The organism is Rhodococcus cercidiphylli, assembly GCF_033042225.1.
Classification (GTDB): domain Bacteria; phylum Actinomycetota; class Actinomycetes; order Mycobacteriales; family Mycobacteriaceae; genus Rhodococcoides.
This window is the reverse complement of the sequence record NZ_JAWLKE010000006.1, coordinates 399,711-415,449: the sequence shown is the minus strand read 5'-3', so window position 1 is coordinate 415,449 and position 15,739 is coordinate 399,711. Positions and strand designations below refer to the sequence as shown.

The following is a 15,739-nucleotide window of genomic DNA, read 5'->3' as shown; positions in this document are numbered from 1 at the left end:
AGCTTCAAGCCTATGGGGAGTGAGCGACCTGGTAACTCCCTGAGAGTTTTGTCCGTTTACCCAGTGAACGCGTGTCGGTACCGCCAGGCACAATGGAACGCATGGATCCGGTGGACGCACTTCGAGAGATCGGGTACTGGCTCGAGCGCTCACGTTCGGACACCCACCGCGTCAAGGCCTACCGTAGGGCCGCCGATGTCGTCGAATCCCTCACGCCCACACAGCGATCCGAGCACGAGAAGGCCGACAGCTGGTCCTCGCTCGCCGGTATCGGAGCCAAGACCTCGCTGATCATTCGCCAGGCGCTCACCCAGGACGTCCCGGACTATCTCCGTGAGCAGCGAGATGCGGCAGAACCGATCGGCGACAACGAACTTCGCAGCGCATTGAAGGGCGATCTGCACACCCACTCCAACTGGTCCGACGGCGGCAGCCCCATCGAAGAAATGATGCGCACCGCCGCGCGGCTCGGCCACGAATACTGCGCTCTCACCGATCATTCCCCGCGCCTCAAGGTCGCCAACGGCCTCACCGCCGAGCGCCTGCGCGCACAGCTCGACGTCATCGCCGAGCTGAACGAGCGGCTCGCACCGTTCCGCATCCTCACCGGAATCGAAGTGGACATTCTCGACGACGGATCACTCGACCAGGACGAAGGCCTGCTCGCCGAGCTGGACGTCGTCGTGGCGAGCGTGCACTCCAACCTGCGTGCCGACTCCAAGACCATGACCAAGCGCATGGTCACCGCCATCGCCAACCCGCATGTCGACGTCCTCGGTCACTGCACCGGACGGCTCGTCGAGGGTGGCCGCGGCACCCGGCCCGAATCGACGTTCGACGCTCCCGTGGTGTTCGAGGGCTGTCGCCAGTTCGGCACGGCAGTGGAGATCAACGCCAGGCCCGAGCGCCAGGATCCTCCGGAGCGACTGATCGACATCGCCCTCGAGCGCGACTGCCTGTTCTCCATCGACACCGACGCGCACGCACCCGGACAGCTCGACTGGCAGGGCTACGGCTGCATCCGTGCCGAAGCGCGCGGCGTCCCCGCCGAGCGCGTGATCAACACCTGGCCGCTCGCCGAACTGCTCGAGTGGACGGCGCAGCGCGCGTGAATCGTCGCCATTTCCTCTCCGGTCTGCTGACTGTCGCGTTGGTCGGCTGCAGTTCGGCCGACACCGACTCCTCACCGAGCACCGCCGAAACGTATTCGGCTGCGCTGCAACCGGTATCGGGCCCGGCCGGGGATCCCGTCCGACTGAAATACGGGTACGACTCGGACAACATCGGCGACCTCTACCTCCCGGACAACAACGCCAGCTCGCTCCCGGTGGTGGTGATGATTCACGGCGGCGGGTGGCAGGAAGACCTCGACCTGTCGTACTTCCAACAGATGTCGACGGCCATCGCCGACGAGGGCATCGCCGTGTGGAACGTCGAATACCGACGTGGCCCGAACAACTGGGCCAACACCCTCTCCGACGTCGACGACGCCACCGAGGCACTGGCAACCGTCGTACAGGACGCAGCCGACGGGCGACTCGATCTCGATCGCGTCCACGTCGCCGGACATTCGGCCGGTGGACAGCTGGCCGCATGGGTGGCCGCTCGACACCTCATGCCCGTCGACGCGCCGGGGGCCGAACCGAAGATCAAGCCCCGCAGCGCCACCATCATGGCCGGCGTCTTCGACATGAAGAGAGCGGCCGACATCGGCGGCGACAAATTTGTGCCCGCATTCCTCGGCGGCATGCCGAACGAGGTGCCGGGGCGCTACGAGATCGCCTCCCCCATCGAATACCTTCCCCTCGACGTCCCCCTGACCGCGCTGCACGGCGACGCCGATCAAACCGTCTCGGTGAACCAGAGCCGCGTCTACGTCGACGCTGCCGTGAAGGCCGGCAGCACCGACCCCGAGCTGGTCGTTCTGCCCGGAGCCGGACACGGAGCGTTCCTCGACCCGAAGAATCGCGCCTGGTCGACGGCGCTGAGCACCATTACCGGACGTGCGCAGACCCTGCTTTGACGTCGGTGGTTCTGCCGGGGTGGTACACAGTTGCGATGAACGGAAAAATCGCGACCGGATTGCTCGGGCTGATCGTGGCCGTCTCGGTGGCCGGATGTGGCAACGACGCGTCGACCGAGGAGGCGTCGACCACTTCCGCCGCTGCCAGCACGACGACGTCCGCCGCGGCTTCCACGACAGTCCCCGCCAGCACCACGCTCGATGCACCGGCACCCGCTCCTGCCGACACTCCGATCCCCGAGGCTCCGCCTGCCGCTGAACCCGATGCCCCAACCTCGGGCGTCACCGGAGAAGCGCTGTACCAGCAGACCTGCACCCAATTTCTGCCGTCGATCGATGCACTCGAACAAACCGGAATCTCCGATCGCGCGAAGTCGGTCGAGGGTCTGCGCACCGAAATGACCACCGCGCCGAGTTGGAACACCGTGCCGCCCAGTGATCAGGAGCAGATTCTGCGCGGACTCGACTCCGCCGGTGCGGGGCAATGCTGAGCGTCTGAGTCGCGTGGGGTTAGGTTCTGCCCCGTCCCAGGCCTCGTCCCCCGCCCCGCCCCGGTGATCCCGCAAATGCGCGCGCCTTCGCCAGGTGCGCGCGAAATAGACCCCGGATCGATAGCGAATCCGAACGCGTCCGACGAATGCGCACGCATCTGCGCAGATTAGGCCGCCAGAGCCGCACCGTCGCCCTCGCTCACCCCCTAACCCCTCCGCCCAGCTCACCCCCGCCGCACCCCACCCCCGTGATCCCGCAAACGCGCGCGCGTTCGCCAGGTGCGCGCGAAATAGACCCCGGATCGATAGCGAATCCGAACGCGTCTGACGAATGCGCGCGCATTTGCGGCAAACCCCGGCCCAGCGCACAAAAAACTCCCCACCTGCGTGAACAGGTGGGGAGTTTTGGCGGTGGCGGAGGGATTTGAACCCTCGGAGGGGGTGAACCCTCACACGCTTTCGAGGCGTGCTCCTTAGGCCGCTCGGACACGCCACCGCAGAAGACTGTACCGGAATGACGGCCTGAGGCTAAATCGCCTGCTCAGCGCGCAAATCTAGTTACCGGTGAGCTTGTCCTTGATGTTCGAGGCTGCGTCCTTGACTTTCTCGGCACCGTCTTTGAATGCGGCCGAGGTCTGGTCGCCCTTGCCCTCTGCTTCGAGGTCCTTGTCTCCGGTGGCCGAACCTGCGGCTTCTTTCGCCTTGCCGCCGAGGTCTTCGGTCTTGTTCGAGATCTTGTCGCCGAGTCCCATGAGTGTCTCCTTCGCAAGTTCGGAGCGCAGCGTTGCGCTCTGCCCTCTACCCTCCACAAAATCGGACATGCAGGCCACCATGTGACGAGATCGTTATCTCTGACGGGCGAAGAATCGGGTCAACACGTCGGCGCATTCGGCTTCCAATACTCCGCCGCGGACCTGTGGCCGATGGGTGAGTCGGCGATCGCGCACGACGTCCCAGAGCGAACCGACAGCTCCGGTCTTCGGCTCCCATGCTCCGAACACCACCGCTCCGACGCGGGCGAGGACCAGCGCCCCGGCGCACATCGTGCAGGGTTCCAACGTGACAGCCAGGGTGCAGCCTTCGAGTCGCCAGCCGTCACCGTGGACGGCCGCTGCTCGACGCAACGCGATCACTTCTGCGTGTCCGGTGGGGTCGCCCGACGCCTCCCGCGCATTGCAGGCCCGGGCTATCTCACGTCCGGTGGCGTCGAACACGACGGCTCCGACGGGGACGTCGGCATCCGATGCCTCGCCCGCAGCCGACAGCGCTGCTCGGATCATGTCCGCGTCGGACATCGGCATCGGTTACCGCCGAAGCTTGTCCACCGCTGCGGCGAACTCGCTTTCGAAACCCAGTCGTTCGGCGATGGACTGCAGTTGCTCGTCCGGATAGTCGTCGGTCTCGGCGACGATGATGCCGAGCACGGCCTCGGGCAGTCCGAGGTCCGCCAACAGGGCGAGGTCGCCCTCTTCGTAGGGCTCGATGTCGTCGAGTTCATCGGGGTCGACGTCGGGGATCTCGATGTTCAACGCATCGAGAACGTCCGCGGCGATTTCGTAGTCCACTGCGGCGACCGCGTCGGACAGTAGGAGTCGGGTGCCGTTCGGTGCTGGACGCAGGATGACGAAGAATTCCTCGTCCACGTCGAGCAGTCCGAACACAGCTCCCGAGCTGCGCAGTTCACGCAGTTCGGTCTCTGCCGCCGACAGACTGGTCAGTGCGTCGTCGGACAGCGGCGTGACGGTCCACTTGCCTTCCTCTCGGACAACAGCAACGCCGAATCCCTCGAGGTCGTCGTATTCCGGTGCGGATGCGCGGTTGTTGTTCGCGCGCTGTGCGGCCATGCGCGCAACGGTAGTCCGGTAGGGGCCTGTATTCGAAGTCCACCTCCCGTCGACGTCACCCACCTGTGCCAATCTGATCCGGTGACTTCTTCCTCGGTGTGCGTTCTGGGTCTCGGATTGATCGGCGGGTCGATCCTGCGCGCGGCTCACGATGCGGGTCGTCCGGTGTGGGGGTGGAACCGATCGGCCGACGCGATCGCCGGTGCTATCGCCGACGGCTACGACGTCGGTACCGACCTGAAAGCCGCGCTGAGCAGGGCCGCAACACAGGACGCGTTGCTCGTCATCGCCGTTCCGATGCCTGCCGTGGACTCGGTTCTGGCGGCAATCGCCGAGCACGCGCCGGCCGCCCCGCTCACCGATGTGGTCAGCGTCAAAGCCGAGGTGGCCTCGGCAGTAGCGGCTCGCGGACTGCTGGCCCGCTACGTCGGCGGGCACCCGATGGCAGGTACCAACCAGTCCGGCTGGTCGGCCACCGATCCCACGTTGTTCGTCGACGCGGTGTGGGTGGTGGCCACCGACCCGGGAGTCGACGCCGACGTGTGGACGCGGGTGGCCCGGCTCGCTCTGGATTGCGGTTCGGTGGTGGTGCCGGCCGAGAGCGTCGAGCACGATCGCGCCGTCGCCAGAATTTCTCATCTACCGCACCTGCTGGCCGAGGCGCTTGCGATCGTGGGAGCGGCAGGAGGGCCGTTGGCGTTGGGCCTGGCTGCAGGCTCGTTCCGTGACGGGACGCGGGTGGCGTCGTCGTCGCCGAATCTCGTCCGCGCGATGACCGAGGGCAACGCGGCCGCTCTACGAACCGCGCTCGACGAGGCACTGCATGCGCTCACCGCAGCGCGCGACGAACTGGACGAGAACTCGACGAAAACACTGGTCGACGCCGGAAACGCCGCGCGCCTGCAGTACGAACAGCATCGACGCTTCGACATCGACGACATCACCCCGGGAGAACCGGGCTGGCGAGAAAGACTGCAGGACGCGGGTCGGCGCGGTGGCGTCGTGCGTCAGATCCGTTCGGCGAGCCCCGGGTAATCGAGGACGAATCCGTCGGCGTCGACCGTGACGGAAGACGTGGAGACCGGCGAGATGACATGGATGCCCTCGGAGCCACTGCTGTAGGTGAGCGTTGCTTCCTGAATGCTGAGGTCCAGCACATTGACGTACACCGTGGGCACCTCGAGGTCCTGGACCTGGGTGTGCAGACCGAATCGACGGATCGGCAGAGTGTTGAAGAACGGGCTGAGCACCATGTCGACGTCGAGTGCACCGCTGTAGGTCGAGCGCTGATGGCTGGTGCTGTTCTCCACCATCCAGTAGCCCTCGTCGTCGCGGCTGACGGACGCCTGCCGATCACCGGAGGCGAGCGAGGTGCGCACCGACAGTCGCTTGGTGACGCCGTATTCGTCGGTCACCAGGTCGTAGGACGCGCTGAAGGCGGGGTGATCGCTGCACGCAGCGCCGATGATGCGTCCGGCAGCCTTGATGCGATTGCCGGAGAGCTGTACTCGCACGGACTCCATGCGGGGAACATCGTGGGCTCGCCACGTCAGGATCGAGGGCCAGGTTTTCGCGTCGATGGAATCGGACGCGGGGACGGAGGCATGCTCGGCACCCGATGCTTGAGTGATCACCCACCTACGGTAGGCGACGAGGCCCCCAGAAGATCAAGCGGACGTGCCTTTTCTCGCAGTTCATTAAGGTTGTGCCCGTGACGACAGAGAACACCGGCGGCGGTCAGTTCGATTTCGCGCATTCCGAACAGGCCGCGAAGAGTCGACAGGACAAGGCGACGGCCCTCGCGCGTTACGTGTGGGACCGAGGCATCACCGGTGCCGAACTACTCGACCTCACCGACGCAGTCCGCCGAAAATTGGCTCGCGCCGCCGATCTGCATCCTCCGAGCACGATGGAAACGTGGACCATCGTGGCCGAGCTGCTCGACCGCAAATCGGCATGGGCGGCAGAGCACCCCGGTCACGACGGTGCGACGCCCCAGCACGCGGACGAGAAGATCATGTGGGTCAAGCCGCCGATAACCCCCTGGACCTAGACCAGCGAGTCTTCCCACGCCTCGTGCAGGTGCGCGAAGCGGCCCTCTCCTGCGATCAGGTCCTCGGGGGTTCCGTCCTCCACGATGTTTCCGTCGGCCATGACGAGCACACGATCGGCGATGGCCACCGTCGACAGGCGGTGCGCGATGATCAGCGCCGTTCGTCCCTGCAGGATCGTCTCGAGCGCGCGCTGCACCAGTCGCTCGCTCGGAATGTCCAGACTCGACGTCGCCTCGTCCAGCACGATCACCGACGGGGCGGCGAGGAACACTCGCGCAAAAGCCACCAATTGCCTTTGGCCCGAGGACAATCGACCACCGCGCTTGCGTACGTCGGTGTCGATTCCCTCCGGTAGCGACGCGATGAACTCCGTCAGTCCGACGGCGTCGGCCGCTGCCCGTACCTCCGCATTGGTCGCGGTGGGGCGTCCGAGTCGGATGTTGTCTGCCACCGAACCGGAGAAGAGGAACGATTCCTGCGTCACCATCACGACGTTGCGACGCAGGTCCTCGTCGCCGATCTGCCGCATGTCGATGCCGTCGAGTCGGACGGCTCCGGCCGTCGGATCGTAGAAGCGCGCCAACAGCTTTGCCAGTGTCGACTTGCCCGCTCCGGTGGCTCCGACCATCGCGACCACCTGTCCGGCGGGTACGTGCAGCGAGAATTCCGGCAGCACGACGCGTTCGGGGCCGTAGGAGAAGTGCACGTCGTCGAACGTGATGTCGCCCTTGGCCGTTCCGATCTCCACCGGGTTCTTCGGTGCCGTCACCGACGGTTCTTCCTCGAGCACACCGGAGATCTTCTCCAGCGCAGCTGCGGCGGATTGGTAGGCGTTGAAGACCATCGCCAACTCGTCGAGCGGCCCGTAGAACCGGCGCAGATACAGCACGTACGCCGCGAGCACACCGATGTCCATGTGGCCGTTGATCACTCGCCAACTGCCGAAGACCAGGATGATGGCGAGCGTGACGTTGCCGATCCAGCGCACGATGCCGGTGTAGCTGGCCATGCCGCGTAGCGCTGCGGTGGTGGCGTCCCGGTACTCCGAGTCCTCGGTGCTCAGAATGGCGTCGTTGCGGCCCTCGCGCCGGAACACCTGCACCGCGCGTATGCCGCCCATCGACTCGACGAAGTGCACCACCACGCGCGCGATCGCCACCCGTGTGCGACGGTATCCCTGGCGTTGTCGCCGCTGCGACCACCGGGTGACGAGCACCAGCGGAACGAAGCCGGCCAATACGATCATCGCCATCGGAACGTCGAGATACACCAGAATGATCGCAATCGACACCATCGACAGGATGGCCGTCAACGCATCGTTGAGCGCGCTCTCGAGCAGTGTCTGCAGAGATTCGACATCGCTGGTCAGTCGCGAGATCAACCGTCCCGAGGTGTACTTCTCGTGGAACGACAGACTCAGCTTCTGGGCATGGTCGAACACCCGTCCGCGCAGGTCGTACAGGATGTTCTGGCTCAGCCGACCGGAGACGGTGAGAAACGCGTACGTGGTGAGCATCCCGAGCAGACCGAAGCCGGTGTAGCCGCCGACCGCCCACATCAGCGGACCCCAATCGCCCTGTCCCGCAGCGCCGACGCCGTTGTCCAGCGCGTAGGCGATGAACAGCGGACCGGCAACGTAGGTGATGTTGTCGACCAGAATGATCAGGAAGGACAGCAGGGCCTGCTTCTTGTACGGGCGCACCAACGAGACGAGCAACCGGCGAGAACGCCCTGCCAACACCAGGTTTCCGGTTGCGTCGACCTCCGATTCCTCACCGCCGACGCCGCGCCAATCCGCAGCTGCGGTTTGCTCAGCCATGAACCGACCCCATCACCTCGCGGTACCGCGGCGACGATGCCAGCAGTCCCTCGTGTGTTCCCTGCTCCACAATTCTTCCGTTCTCGAGATAAAGCACGCGGTCGGCCAATGCAGCGGTCGACGGCCGGTGTGCCACCAGCACCGTCGTCGAATGCGCCAACACGCGTCGCAGTTCCTTCTGCACTTTCGCTTCGGTGTCCACGTCGAGCGCGGACAACGGGTCGTCGAGCACCAGCACCCGCGGCTTGCCCAGCACCGCCCGCGCCAGTGCGAGCCGCTGCCGCTGCCCACCGGACAGACTCATGCCCTGCTCACCGATGCGAGTGGCCAGACCCCACGGCAACTGCTCGACGAAATCCGTTGCGTGCGCGATCTCCAACGCCTCGGCAACCTCGGCATCGGACGCGTCGGGTGAACCGAGTGCGATGTTCTCGCGCGCACTGGCAGAGAACAGCACCGGATCCTCGAATGCCACCGTGACGATCGAGCGCAGGTCAGCCAACCGCATCGAGGCCACGTCGATACCGTCGATCGTGATGGTGCCCTCGGTGGCGTCGAACAGTCGGGGGACGAGATTGGTCAGTGCGGTCTTGCCGCTGCCGGTGTTGCCGACCAGCGCGACCGTCTCCCCCGGCTCGACGACGAAGCTGACGTCGGTGAGAAGCGGCGAGGACGCGTCGGGAAAGGTGAATCCGACGCGATCGAATTGCACGCGCCCACGGATCTTTTCGGGTAGATCGACGGGATTGTCCGGATCGGTGACGGTTTCGGGAGTGTCCATGATTTCCCAGTACCGATCCGCTGCCGTGCGCGCGTTGTTCAGCTCTGCCAGCAGGTAGCCGAACGATTCGATAGGCCACAGCAGGAAGGTGACGATCGCAATGGCTGCGACGAGCGTGCCGACCGTCATCGTGCCCTGCACGATCGAGTACGTACCCACCGCCAGGATCGCGCCGATGGTGATGGGCTGCAATCCGACGATCACACCCCAGATGATCGCCAGGTAGCGCACCTTCTTCAGTTCGGTGCCACGCAACGTGCGCGCTTGACGAAGAAACTGCTTGCCCAAGTGGGCACTTCGACCGAACGCCTTGAGGACGCGAATACCCTGGATGGACTCCTCGACCGTCGTCGTGACATCGCCGGCCTGATCCTGAGCGTCACGGGCCACGACGCGATACAGCGTCTCGAACCTGGTGCAGGCGATCACCAGCGGTATCGACGTCACCAGCATGATCAGTCCCAATTGCCAGGACTGGACGAGCAGTACGCCGATGCCCACGACCAGTGTCACCGCGTTGATGATGATGAACGGGCCGATGAACGCCATGAACCGGCGCAGCGAACCGAGGTCTGCGATGGCACGCGAGAGCAGCTGACCCGATTCCCAGCTCTCGTGAGCCGAGACCGACAACCGCTGAAGCTTGTCGAATACCGTTGCCCGCGCTGATATCTCGAACTGGCTCGACGGCCGCGACACCAGGTAACGACGAACCCAGATACCGAGTGCATCGATGGTGCCGAGCAACAGGACGAAAGCGGCGGGCCACCAGACTGCCGAGAAATTGCGATCGGTGATGGGGCCGTCGATGACGCGCTGCATCACCAGCGGAATCACCAGACCGGTCATGGTCGCGATCAGCGAGACCACGATCGAGGCGATGTAGAACCACTTGTACGGCAGCAGAAACGGCGCGAAACGGCGCAGTGAACTGGTCGTCCGCACTGGGTTCGGGTATGGCTGATCAACCGTTCCGGTTTCGGGATCGAGCACACCCGTAGACACAGTTCTTCTCCTTATTGCTGTGCTCGAATGATTTCATTGCACAGGCTCAGTTTCCAACCGATTTTTGGGCCAGCGCATTCCAGTGTGAAACCTCGAGCAAGGTCGAGGTCAAGCGAATCGACTCTCGAGTAACGTAGGGCCGTCGGGCGAGGGAAGGGCACACGTGAGCGCACGGTCGATGGTCGGGTTGTTCGCGGGGATCGGCGGGCTCGAGCTGGGGTTGGCCGAGGCGGGCTGGTCGACGCAGTTGCTGTGCGAGATCGATCTCGGAGCCGGGGCCGTACTTCGAGCGCGTATGCCCGAGACACCGCTGCACACGGACGTCACCACTCTCCGCAGCCTGCCCGGCGACACCGAACTGGTGGCAGCGGGCTTTCCTTGTCAGGACCTGTCCCAGGCCGGACGCACTGCGGGCATCACCGGTGCCCGTTCCGGCCTGGTGGACGAGGTGTTTCGGCTCGTCACGCGGCGGCGGGGTCCGCGATGGCTGCTGATGGAGAACGTGCCGTTCATGCTGCAACTCGGCCGCGGGGCTGCCATGCGACACATCACCGACGCGCTCGAAGACCTCGGTTACATGTGGGCCTACCGCGTCGTCGATGCCAGAGCGTTCGGATTGCCGCAGCGTCGCCAGCGGGTGGTGATGCTGGCCTCGCGCACCGACGATCCGCGCGAGGTGCTGTTCTCCCAGGATGCCGGCCCGTTGCCCGACGGCGATCCGAGCACCCAACCGTGCGGCTTCTACTGGACCGAGGGCATTCGCGGTCTGGGCTGGGCGGTCAATGCGGTCCCGACGCTCAAGGGTGGATCGTCCCTTGGCATCGCCAGTCCCCCGGCGGTTCGTCTGCCGTCCGGGGAGATCGTCACGCCCGGCATCATCGGGGCCGAACGTCTGCAGGGGTTCGATCCCGACTGGACGCTGCCTGCCGTCCAGCAACCCGGCGTGCGCAGCGGGCATCGTTGGAAGCTCGTCGGCAATGCCGTCAGTGTGCGGATGGCGTCGTGGGCCACGCGGGCACTCGACGATCCGAAGCCGTACGACGCGTCGGGTGATGTAGCTCTACTTCCCGGCCAGGCCTGGCCGACCGCCGCCTGGGGACGCGATCGAACGTCGTTCAAGGTCGCCGTGTCGACCATGCCGGTGCACGAACCCTACGAGGACCTCATCGACTTTCTGGACGACTCCAAGCTGCTGTCGGCGCGGGCCACCGCGGGATTCCTCAAGCGCGCACGGGCCGGCAACCTGCGCTTCGCCGACGGTTTCCTCGACGATCTCGACGCCCACCTCGAGCGCATGGGCGGGTACGCCGAGCGGGTTCCGGTGTGAGCGCAGACCGCCCCGTCACCGACGCGAAAACCAGTGCGAGACTGAGCAAGCAGAAGCGACGCGACACCAAGCCCGAGGTGGCGCTGCGGCGGGCACTGCACCGGCGAGGCCTGCGATATTTCGTCGATCGCGCTCCGTTGAAGGGCATGAGGCGTCGAGCAGATCTGGTCTTTCCCAGGCGCAAGGTCGCGGTCTACGTCGACGGCTGCTTCTGGCACAGCTGCCCGATTCACGCGACCGCGCCCCGAAACAACGCGCAGTGGTGGGCCGACAAACTGGCCGCCAACGTCGCCCGCGATCGCGACACGGACAGACGATTGATCGACGAGGGCTGGCGCGTGGTGCGAATCTGGGAACACGAGGATCCCACCGTCGCCGCCGACCGAGTGGTCGACGAACTTTCCGCTGAATAATTCGGGTCATTCCGCAGGCTCCACTCCCGCTTGAAACCATCTCGAGCCCCCGCGCGTCCAACCCCATGATCGGTCGAATCGAGTTCGGGGGAAACGGTGCGTAAAAATTGGTTGCTCGCGGCGGTGGCGCTGGCGATGTCGGTATCGACGAGCGGATGCGCGGTGGTGTTGCTCGGCAACGCTTTTCCCGCAGGCAGTTCGTCGCCGCAGAGCCGGTACGGGTTCGAGATGTCGGAGGCAGACCGATATCTGGCCGATTCGGCAGAATTCGTGCGCAGTCTCGATCCTTGCGGCTTTCTCACCCAGAACGATCTCGCCGCCCTCGGCACAGTGGTGCAGCTGCGGCCCGACGGCGAATTGAGCACGTGCTCGGCCACCCTGAATCCCGCGGGATCGAGCGCCACCGACTCCATCTCCGTCGATCTGAACGGATATCTGCCGAGTTCCGACGACAAGGGCACCGAGCAGATCACGATCGGCGGCGAACAGGTGTATCGCGAGAACGCGTCGCACGGGTCGTGCCGCATCAGCTTCCCGCTTCGCGACGAGTTCGACGGTGCCACCGCGGGGGCCATGGACGGTTACCTCACCGAATCAGGTCGTAGTTTCGCCGCGATCGAGGTGTCCCGCAGTGTGGGGGACGCGTGTACTACAGCGACATCCGTCACCGAGACCGCGCTCTCGCTGCTGGACGATCCACCACTGCGTGCCGATTCCAAGTACAACCTTCCGCTTGCCATGAAAGACCCGTGCGCCGTCCTGGAACACTTGCCCGCAACCTGGACGGTCGACCGCTGGAACCCTGCGTCCGATCCGTACCGTTGCCACTTCACGGCGTCCTCGGCAACATTCGAGGACAACTTGGCGATGCTCGACGTCTCGCTCGGCTACGTCGACGGCGACCTGCGTTCGACGGACCGCGAGCCCATCCAGCAGGGCGGCTACACCGTCGAAACACGCGGTTCCGATTCGGCGTGCTTCGCCGACATCGTGCTGGCCAACCCCGTGCTCGGCATGCCCGAGGAAGACGACACCGCCGCGCGCTATGCCCGCACGGTTCCCACCCTGACCGTCCTGACCGACCACTGCGACTCCGCGGTCGCACTGGCGGTGGCAACTGCCGATGTACTGACTGGCTAGCCTTGGTCGGTGCGTTCGAGAACCGAAGGCGTGGATATCCGCCGTGTCGTAGTGGCGATCTGCTTGGTCCTCGCCGGACTGCTGTATTCCGCGTGGGTGGCCGAATTCTTCCTCGACACCGGACTCGACCCCACCACATCGTTCCTCAGCGAACTCGACGCCCGCGATCAGCCGTACCGCGAATTCTTCTCCACCGCAGACGTCGTCACGGGTTCGCTGATGATTCTCGCCGCGGTCCTCGGCTTCCTGGCAACCCCGCGTCGACGGCTCGTCGTCACCGGCTGGGTGGCGTCGGGCATCTTCGGTATCGCAACCATCGCCGACGCGAAACTCCCCCTCGAGTGTGTCGCGGCCGACGATCCGAGTTGCCCGATCGAACCCAGCGGGCTCTTCCCGCAACTCCATCATCTTCACGCTCTCACCAGCACAATCGCGGTGTTCGCCATCTTCACGGTCATGGTCGCGTTCACGCTGGCTGCGTTTCGGTACGAGGTCTATCCCCTGCTTCGGACGCTCGGTGTCGCGGTGCTGGCAGTCACGACCCTGGCGACGGCATGGCTGTTGATCGCCGACAATCTGCCCGGCGACCACGGGCTCGGCGTCGCTCAGCGGATTCAGGTGGGCGGGATGTCGGCGTATCTGGTGGTGCTGGGGTGTGCGCTTAAACTCGGCGCATGTCTTTCACCGCGACCGAATTGAACGGATCCAAGGTCGAGCAGTACCAGCAGCTCACCGAACAGGCACGCGGCCTGATGTTCGAGGAATCGAACCTCGTCGCCAACGCAGCCAATCTCTCCGCGCTGGTGTATCACGCTCTGCCCGAGGTCAATTGGGTCGGCTTCTACCTGTACGACGGCACCGAACTGGTCGTCGGGCCGTTTCAGGGTCAGCCTGCATGCGTGCGCATTGCTCTGGACAAAGGAGTGTGCGGCGCTGCCGCGACGACCCGTGAGACACAGCGAGTGGCCGACGTCCACGCCTTCCCGGGCCACATCGCGTGCGATGCCAACACCCGTTCCGAGGTCGTCGTACCCCTGTATCAGGGCGAGACCCTGATCGGTGTGTTCGATCTGGACAGCCCTGTTCCCGACCGCTTCGACGCCGACGATCAGGCCGGCCTCGAAGCGATCGCGGCGGTGTTTCTCAGTTCTCTGAGCTAGACGCGCTCGCCGCTGCCTCGAAGAACCAGGCCATGACCAGGGCACCAGGGTCGACGACGCCTCGCGCGGCCTCACCGACGTAGCTGGCGCGGCCACGGTTGGCGGTGATGTCCTTCGTCGATTCGGCTCCGGTTTTAGCGGCGTCGGCGGCGTCCTGCAGGGTGCCGCCGTCTTTCTCGAGCGCGTCGACGGCGGGGGCGATGGCGTCGACCATCGTCTTGTCGCCCACCCGTGCGCCGCCGAGTTCGGTGATGCTGTCGAGTCCTGCCCTGGCGGCCTGTCCGATAGCCGCGAGATCCGGCTCGGATTCCAGCATCGTCCGATAGAACTGGCGGAACCAGATGCCGAACAGCGCTCCGGACGTACCGCCGGCGTGGCCGAGGTAGGCCTCGCTCACCGCTTCGAATACCGTGGCTGCCGAGTAGCTTTCCTTCACAGCGTCCAGATCGAGCTGTTCGAGGGCGGCCACCATGTTGGTTCCGAAATCGCCGTCGCCTGCCTTGCGGTCCAGCTCGGTCAGGGCCGGTTCCTCGTCGAGTACCCGCTGCGCCCACGACCCGATCCACTCCGAGACGAACGCCGATCGGTCGCCGCTGTCGGACGGCGTAAAGGTCGGTCCGAATGCGCCGCGTTCGGCCACCGGTTTCGCGCCACGGCTCGATGCGTTGGGCCAGCCGGGTGCGTCGGTGGGTGCGTCCCAGAGTTCGAGCATCTCGTCGTCGGCGCGCACCAGGGTGATCGAGGCTCCGCCCATGTTCAGCGCGGTGACGAAACTCCCGACCAGTGAGCGAGAGATCTCGATCCCTTTGCCGTGCAGGTATTCCGAGAGCTCACCGAACAGCAGATGCAGTTCGAGCGGATGCGTTGCCCCGAGCCCGTTGACGATCGCGATCACCGTTTCGCCCGACTTCAATCCGAGCGAATCCGCGATGGGCTCGGTCAGCTTCTGAACGATTTCCTGAGCGGGCAGCTGGGACACACGGTCGGTGCCGCGTTCTCCGTGAATACCGATGCCGAGTTCGATCTCTTCCTTGGGCAATTCGAAGGACGGTTCGTCTGCTCCCGGCAAGGTGGGCGGGTTCAGTGCAACCGCCATGCTGCGTGCGTTCTCCGCGGTTCGACGCCCCAGCGCGACCACCGCCTGCAGGCTGTCGCCGCGTTCTGCTGCTGCGCCGCACACCTTTTCGACGACGATGGTTGCTGCGGTGCCGCGTCGACCTGGACCGTCCTCGCTCTCACTGGCCACGTCGTCGTCGACGAGAACGACGTCGGCCGCAATACCGTCTTCCTGCAACAGCTCTCGGGCGATCTTGAAGTTCATCACGTCGCCGGTGTAGTTCTTCACGATGTGCAGCACTCCGCCGCCGGAGTCCACGGCCTTCGATGCCTCGTGTACCTGGAGCGCGTTGGGTGAGGTGAAGATCAGGCCCGGGCACGCGCCGGTGAGCATGCCGCGTCCGATGAAGCCGGCGTGCAGCGGCTCGTGGCCCGATCCCCCACCGGACAGCAGGGCAACCTGACCGTCGGAGATGCGGTAGCGGCGGGTCAGAAATCCGGGATCGGCATGCCACGTGACGTCGTCGGTGGCGGCGACGAAACCGCGGAGGGCGTCGGCGACGAATGTTCGAGGGGAATTGGAGAACATAGCTCCACCCTAATCACCTGCGCCGCGTCCCTTCATC

The 15,739-nt window shown here is 65.2% G+C and carries 17 protein-coding genes and 1 tRNA gene; 10 read left to right on the top strand and 8 right to left on the bottom strand.

Features of this window, described 5'->3' with window-relative positions; genetic code table 11:
- Window positions 1-101: 101 nt before the first annotated feature.
- The 3 genes from R3P95_RS17775 to R3P95_RS17765 are packed head-to-tail and all read left to right on the top strand — an operon-like array spanning window position 102 to window position 2,514.
- Window positions 102-1,112 (top strand): PHP domain-containing protein, encoded by a 1,011-nt coding sequence (locus R3P95_RS17775; protein WP_317549025.1) that lies wholly within the window; start codon window positions 102-104, stop codon window positions 1,110-1,112.
- Window positions 1,109-2,023, top strand: coding sequence for an alpha/beta hydrolase family protein (locus R3P95_RS17770; RefSeq protein ID WP_317549024.1), 915 nt, complete (start codon window positions 1,109-1,111; stop codon window positions 2,021-2,023). The genes R3P95_RS17775 and R3P95_RS17770 overlap by 4 nt, the downstream gene beginning before the upstream one ends.
- 35 nt (window positions 2,024-2,058) lie before the next feature.
- Window positions 2,059-2,514: a hypothetical protein gene (locus R3P95_RS17765; RefSeq protein ID WP_317549023.1), complete on the top strand. Its 456-nt coding sequence runs from the start codon at window positions 2,059-2,061 to the stop codon at window positions 2,512-2,514.
- Window positions 2,515-2,920: 406 nt separating this feature from the next.
- Here R3P95_RS17765 and R3P95_RS17760 read toward each other — a convergent pair.
- The 4 genes from R3P95_RS17760 to R3P95_RS17745 form a co-directional block, all read right to left on the bottom strand.
- Window positions 2,921-3,010: transfer RNA gene (locus R3P95_RS17760), tRNA-Ser, on the bottom strand.
- A 58-nt stretch (window positions 3,011-3,068) separates the two neighbouring features.
- Entirely contained in the window at window positions 3,069-3,266 is a 198-nt protein-coding gene (locus R3P95_RS17755) for a CsbD family protein (protein ID WP_032380656.1), read from the bottom strand.
- Between the two features lie 93 nt (window positions 3,267-3,359).
- Window positions 3,360-3,809, bottom strand: a complete 450-nt coding sequence (locus tag R3P95_RS17750) for a nucleoside deaminase (protein WP_394855433.1) — start codon at window positions 3,807-3,809, stop codon at window positions 3,360-3,362.
- 9 nt (window positions 3,810-3,818) lie between these two features.
- Window positions 3,819-4,358, bottom strand: coding sequence for a tRNA adenosine deaminase-associated protein (locus tag R3P95_RS17745; RefSeq protein ID WP_068054716.1), 540 nt, complete (start codon window positions 4,356-4,358; stop codon window positions 3,819-3,821).
- Between the two features lie 63 nt (window positions 4,359-4,421).
- Between R3P95_RS17745 and R3P95_RS17740 the strand changes: the two genes are divergently transcribed.
- Window positions 4,422-5,393, top strand: coding sequence for a prephenate dehydrogenase (locus R3P95_RS17740; RefSeq protein WP_394855436.1), 972 nt, complete (start codon window positions 4,422-4,424; stop codon window positions 5,391-5,393).
- Here R3P95_RS17740 and R3P95_RS17735 read toward each other — a convergent pair.
- Window positions 5,366-5,881 carry a putative glycolipid-binding domain-containing protein gene (locus R3P95_RS17735; RefSeq protein ID WP_068054710.1) on the bottom strand — a complete coding sequence of 172 codons (516 nt, stop codon included), beginning with the start codon at window positions 5,879-5,881 and terminating at the stop codon, window positions 5,366-5,368. The two genes, R3P95_RS17740 and R3P95_RS17735, sit on opposite strands and share 28 nt — an antisense overlap.
- Before the next feature lie 188 nt (window positions 5,882-6,069).
- On the opposite strand from R3P95_RS17735, the gene R3P95_RS17730 reads away from it, so the two are divergent.
- Window positions 6,070-6,411, top strand: a complete 342-nt coding sequence (locus R3P95_RS17730) for a hypothetical protein (protein WP_149407214.1) — start codon at window positions 6,070-6,072, stop codon at window positions 6,409-6,411.
- Here R3P95_RS17730 and R3P95_RS17725 read toward each other — a convergent pair.
- Window positions 6,408-8,231 (bottom strand): ABC transporter ATP-binding protein, encoded by a 1,824-nt coding sequence (locus tag R3P95_RS17725; protein WP_317549020.1) that lies wholly within the window; start codon window positions 8,229-8,231, stop codon window positions 6,408-6,410. The two genes, R3P95_RS17730 and R3P95_RS17725, sit on opposite strands and share 4 nt — an antisense overlap.
- Entirely contained in the window at window positions 8,224-10,017 is a 1,794-nt protein-coding gene (locus R3P95_RS17720; protein ID WP_149407212.1) for an ABC transporter ATP-binding protein, read from the bottom strand. Before R3P95_RS17720 ends, R3P95_RS17725 begins: the two co-directional genes overlap by 8 nt.
- A 178-nt stretch (window positions 10,018-10,195) precedes the next feature.
- On the opposite strand from R3P95_RS17720, the gene R3P95_RS17715 reads away from it, so the two are divergent.
- The 5 genes from R3P95_RS17715 (at window position 10,196) to R3P95_RS17695 (ending at window position 14,057) form a co-directional block, all read left to right on the top strand.
- Window positions 10,196-11,344, top strand: coding sequence for a DNA cytosine methyltransferase (locus tag R3P95_RS17715; protein WP_317549081.1), 1,149 nt, complete (start codon window positions 10,196-10,198; stop codon window positions 11,342-11,344).
- A complete protein-coding gene (locus R3P95_RS17710) occupies window positions 11,341-11,757 on the top strand; it encodes a very short patch repair endonuclease (protein WP_149407210.1) in 417 nt (138 codons plus the stop codon). The genes R3P95_RS17715 and R3P95_RS17710 overlap by 4 nt, the downstream gene beginning before the upstream one ends.
- Window positions 11,758-11,853: 96 nt before the next feature.
- A complete protein-coding gene (locus tag R3P95_RS17705; RefSeq protein WP_149407209.1) occupies window positions 11,854-12,897 on the top strand; it encodes a hypothetical protein in 1,044 nt (347 codons plus the stop codon).
- Between the two features lie 9 nt (window positions 12,898-12,906).
- A complete protein-coding gene (locus R3P95_RS17700) occupies window positions 12,907-13,596 on the top strand; it encodes a DUF998 domain-containing protein (protein ID WP_317549019.1) in 690 nt (229 codons plus the stop codon).
- A complete protein-coding gene (locus R3P95_RS17695; protein WP_317549018.1) occupies window positions 13,572-14,057 on the top strand; it encodes a GAF domain-containing protein in 486 nt (161 codons plus the stop codon). The genes R3P95_RS17700 and R3P95_RS17695 overlap by 25 nt, the downstream gene beginning before the upstream one ends.
- Here R3P95_RS17695 and dhaL read toward each other — a convergent pair.
- The gene (gene dhaL, locus R3P95_RS17690) at window positions 14,041-15,702 is read right to left on the bottom strand and encodes a dihydroxyacetone kinase subunit DhaL (protein WP_317549017.1); all 1,662 of its coding nucleotides are present in this window, start codon (window positions 15,700-15,702) and stop codon (window positions 14,041-14,043) included. The two genes, R3P95_RS17695 and dhaL, sit on opposite strands and share 17 nt — an antisense overlap.
- Between the last annotated feature and the right edge of the window lie 37 nt (window positions 15,703-15,739).

What these genes read in the sequence shown, in the direction of transcription:
- R3P95_RS17775 (WP_317549025.1), top strand. Translation starts at nt 102, where the DNA reads ATGGATCCGGTGGACGCACTTCGAGAGATCGGGTACTGGCTCGAGCGC.
- R3P95_RS17765 (WP_317549023.1), top strand. Translation starts at nt 2,059, where the DNA reads ATGAACGGAAAAATCGCGACCGGATTGCTCGGGCTGATCGTGGCCGTC.
- R3P95_RS17755 (WP_032380656.1), bottom strand. Translation starts at nt 3,266, where the DNA reads ATGGGACTCGGCGACAAGATCTCGAACAAGACCGAAGACCTCGGCGGC.
- R3P95_RS17750 (WP_394855433.1), bottom strand. Translation starts at nt 3,809, where the DNA reads ATGTCCGACGCGGACATGATCCGAGCAGCGCTGTCGGCTGCGGGCGAG.
- R3P95_RS17745 (WP_068054716.1), bottom strand. Translation starts at nt 4,358, where the DNA reads ATGGCCGCACAGCGCGCGAACAACAACCGCGCATCCGCACCGGAATAC.
- R3P95_RS17735 (WP_068054710.1), bottom strand. Translation starts at nt 5,881, where the DNA reads ATGGAGTCCGTGCGAGTACAGCTCTCCGGCAATCGCATCAAGGCTGCC.
- R3P95_RS17725 (WP_317549020.1), bottom strand. Translation starts at nt 8,231, where the DNA reads ATGGCTGAGCAAACCGCAGCTGCGGATTGGCGCGGCGTCGGCGGTGAG.
- R3P95_RS17715 (WP_317549081.1), top strand. Translation starts at nt 10,196, where the DNA reads ATGGTCGGGTTGTTCGCGGGGATCGGCGGGCTCGAGCTGGGGTTGGCC.
- R3P95_RS17695 (WP_317549018.1), top strand. Translation starts at nt 13,572, where the DNA reads ATGTCTTTCACCGCGACCGAATTGAACGGATCCAAGGTCGAGCAGTAC.
- dhaL (WP_317549017.1), bottom strand. Translation starts at nt 15,702, where the DNA reads ATGTTCTCCAATTCCCCTCGAACATTCGTCGCCGACGCCCTCCGCGGT.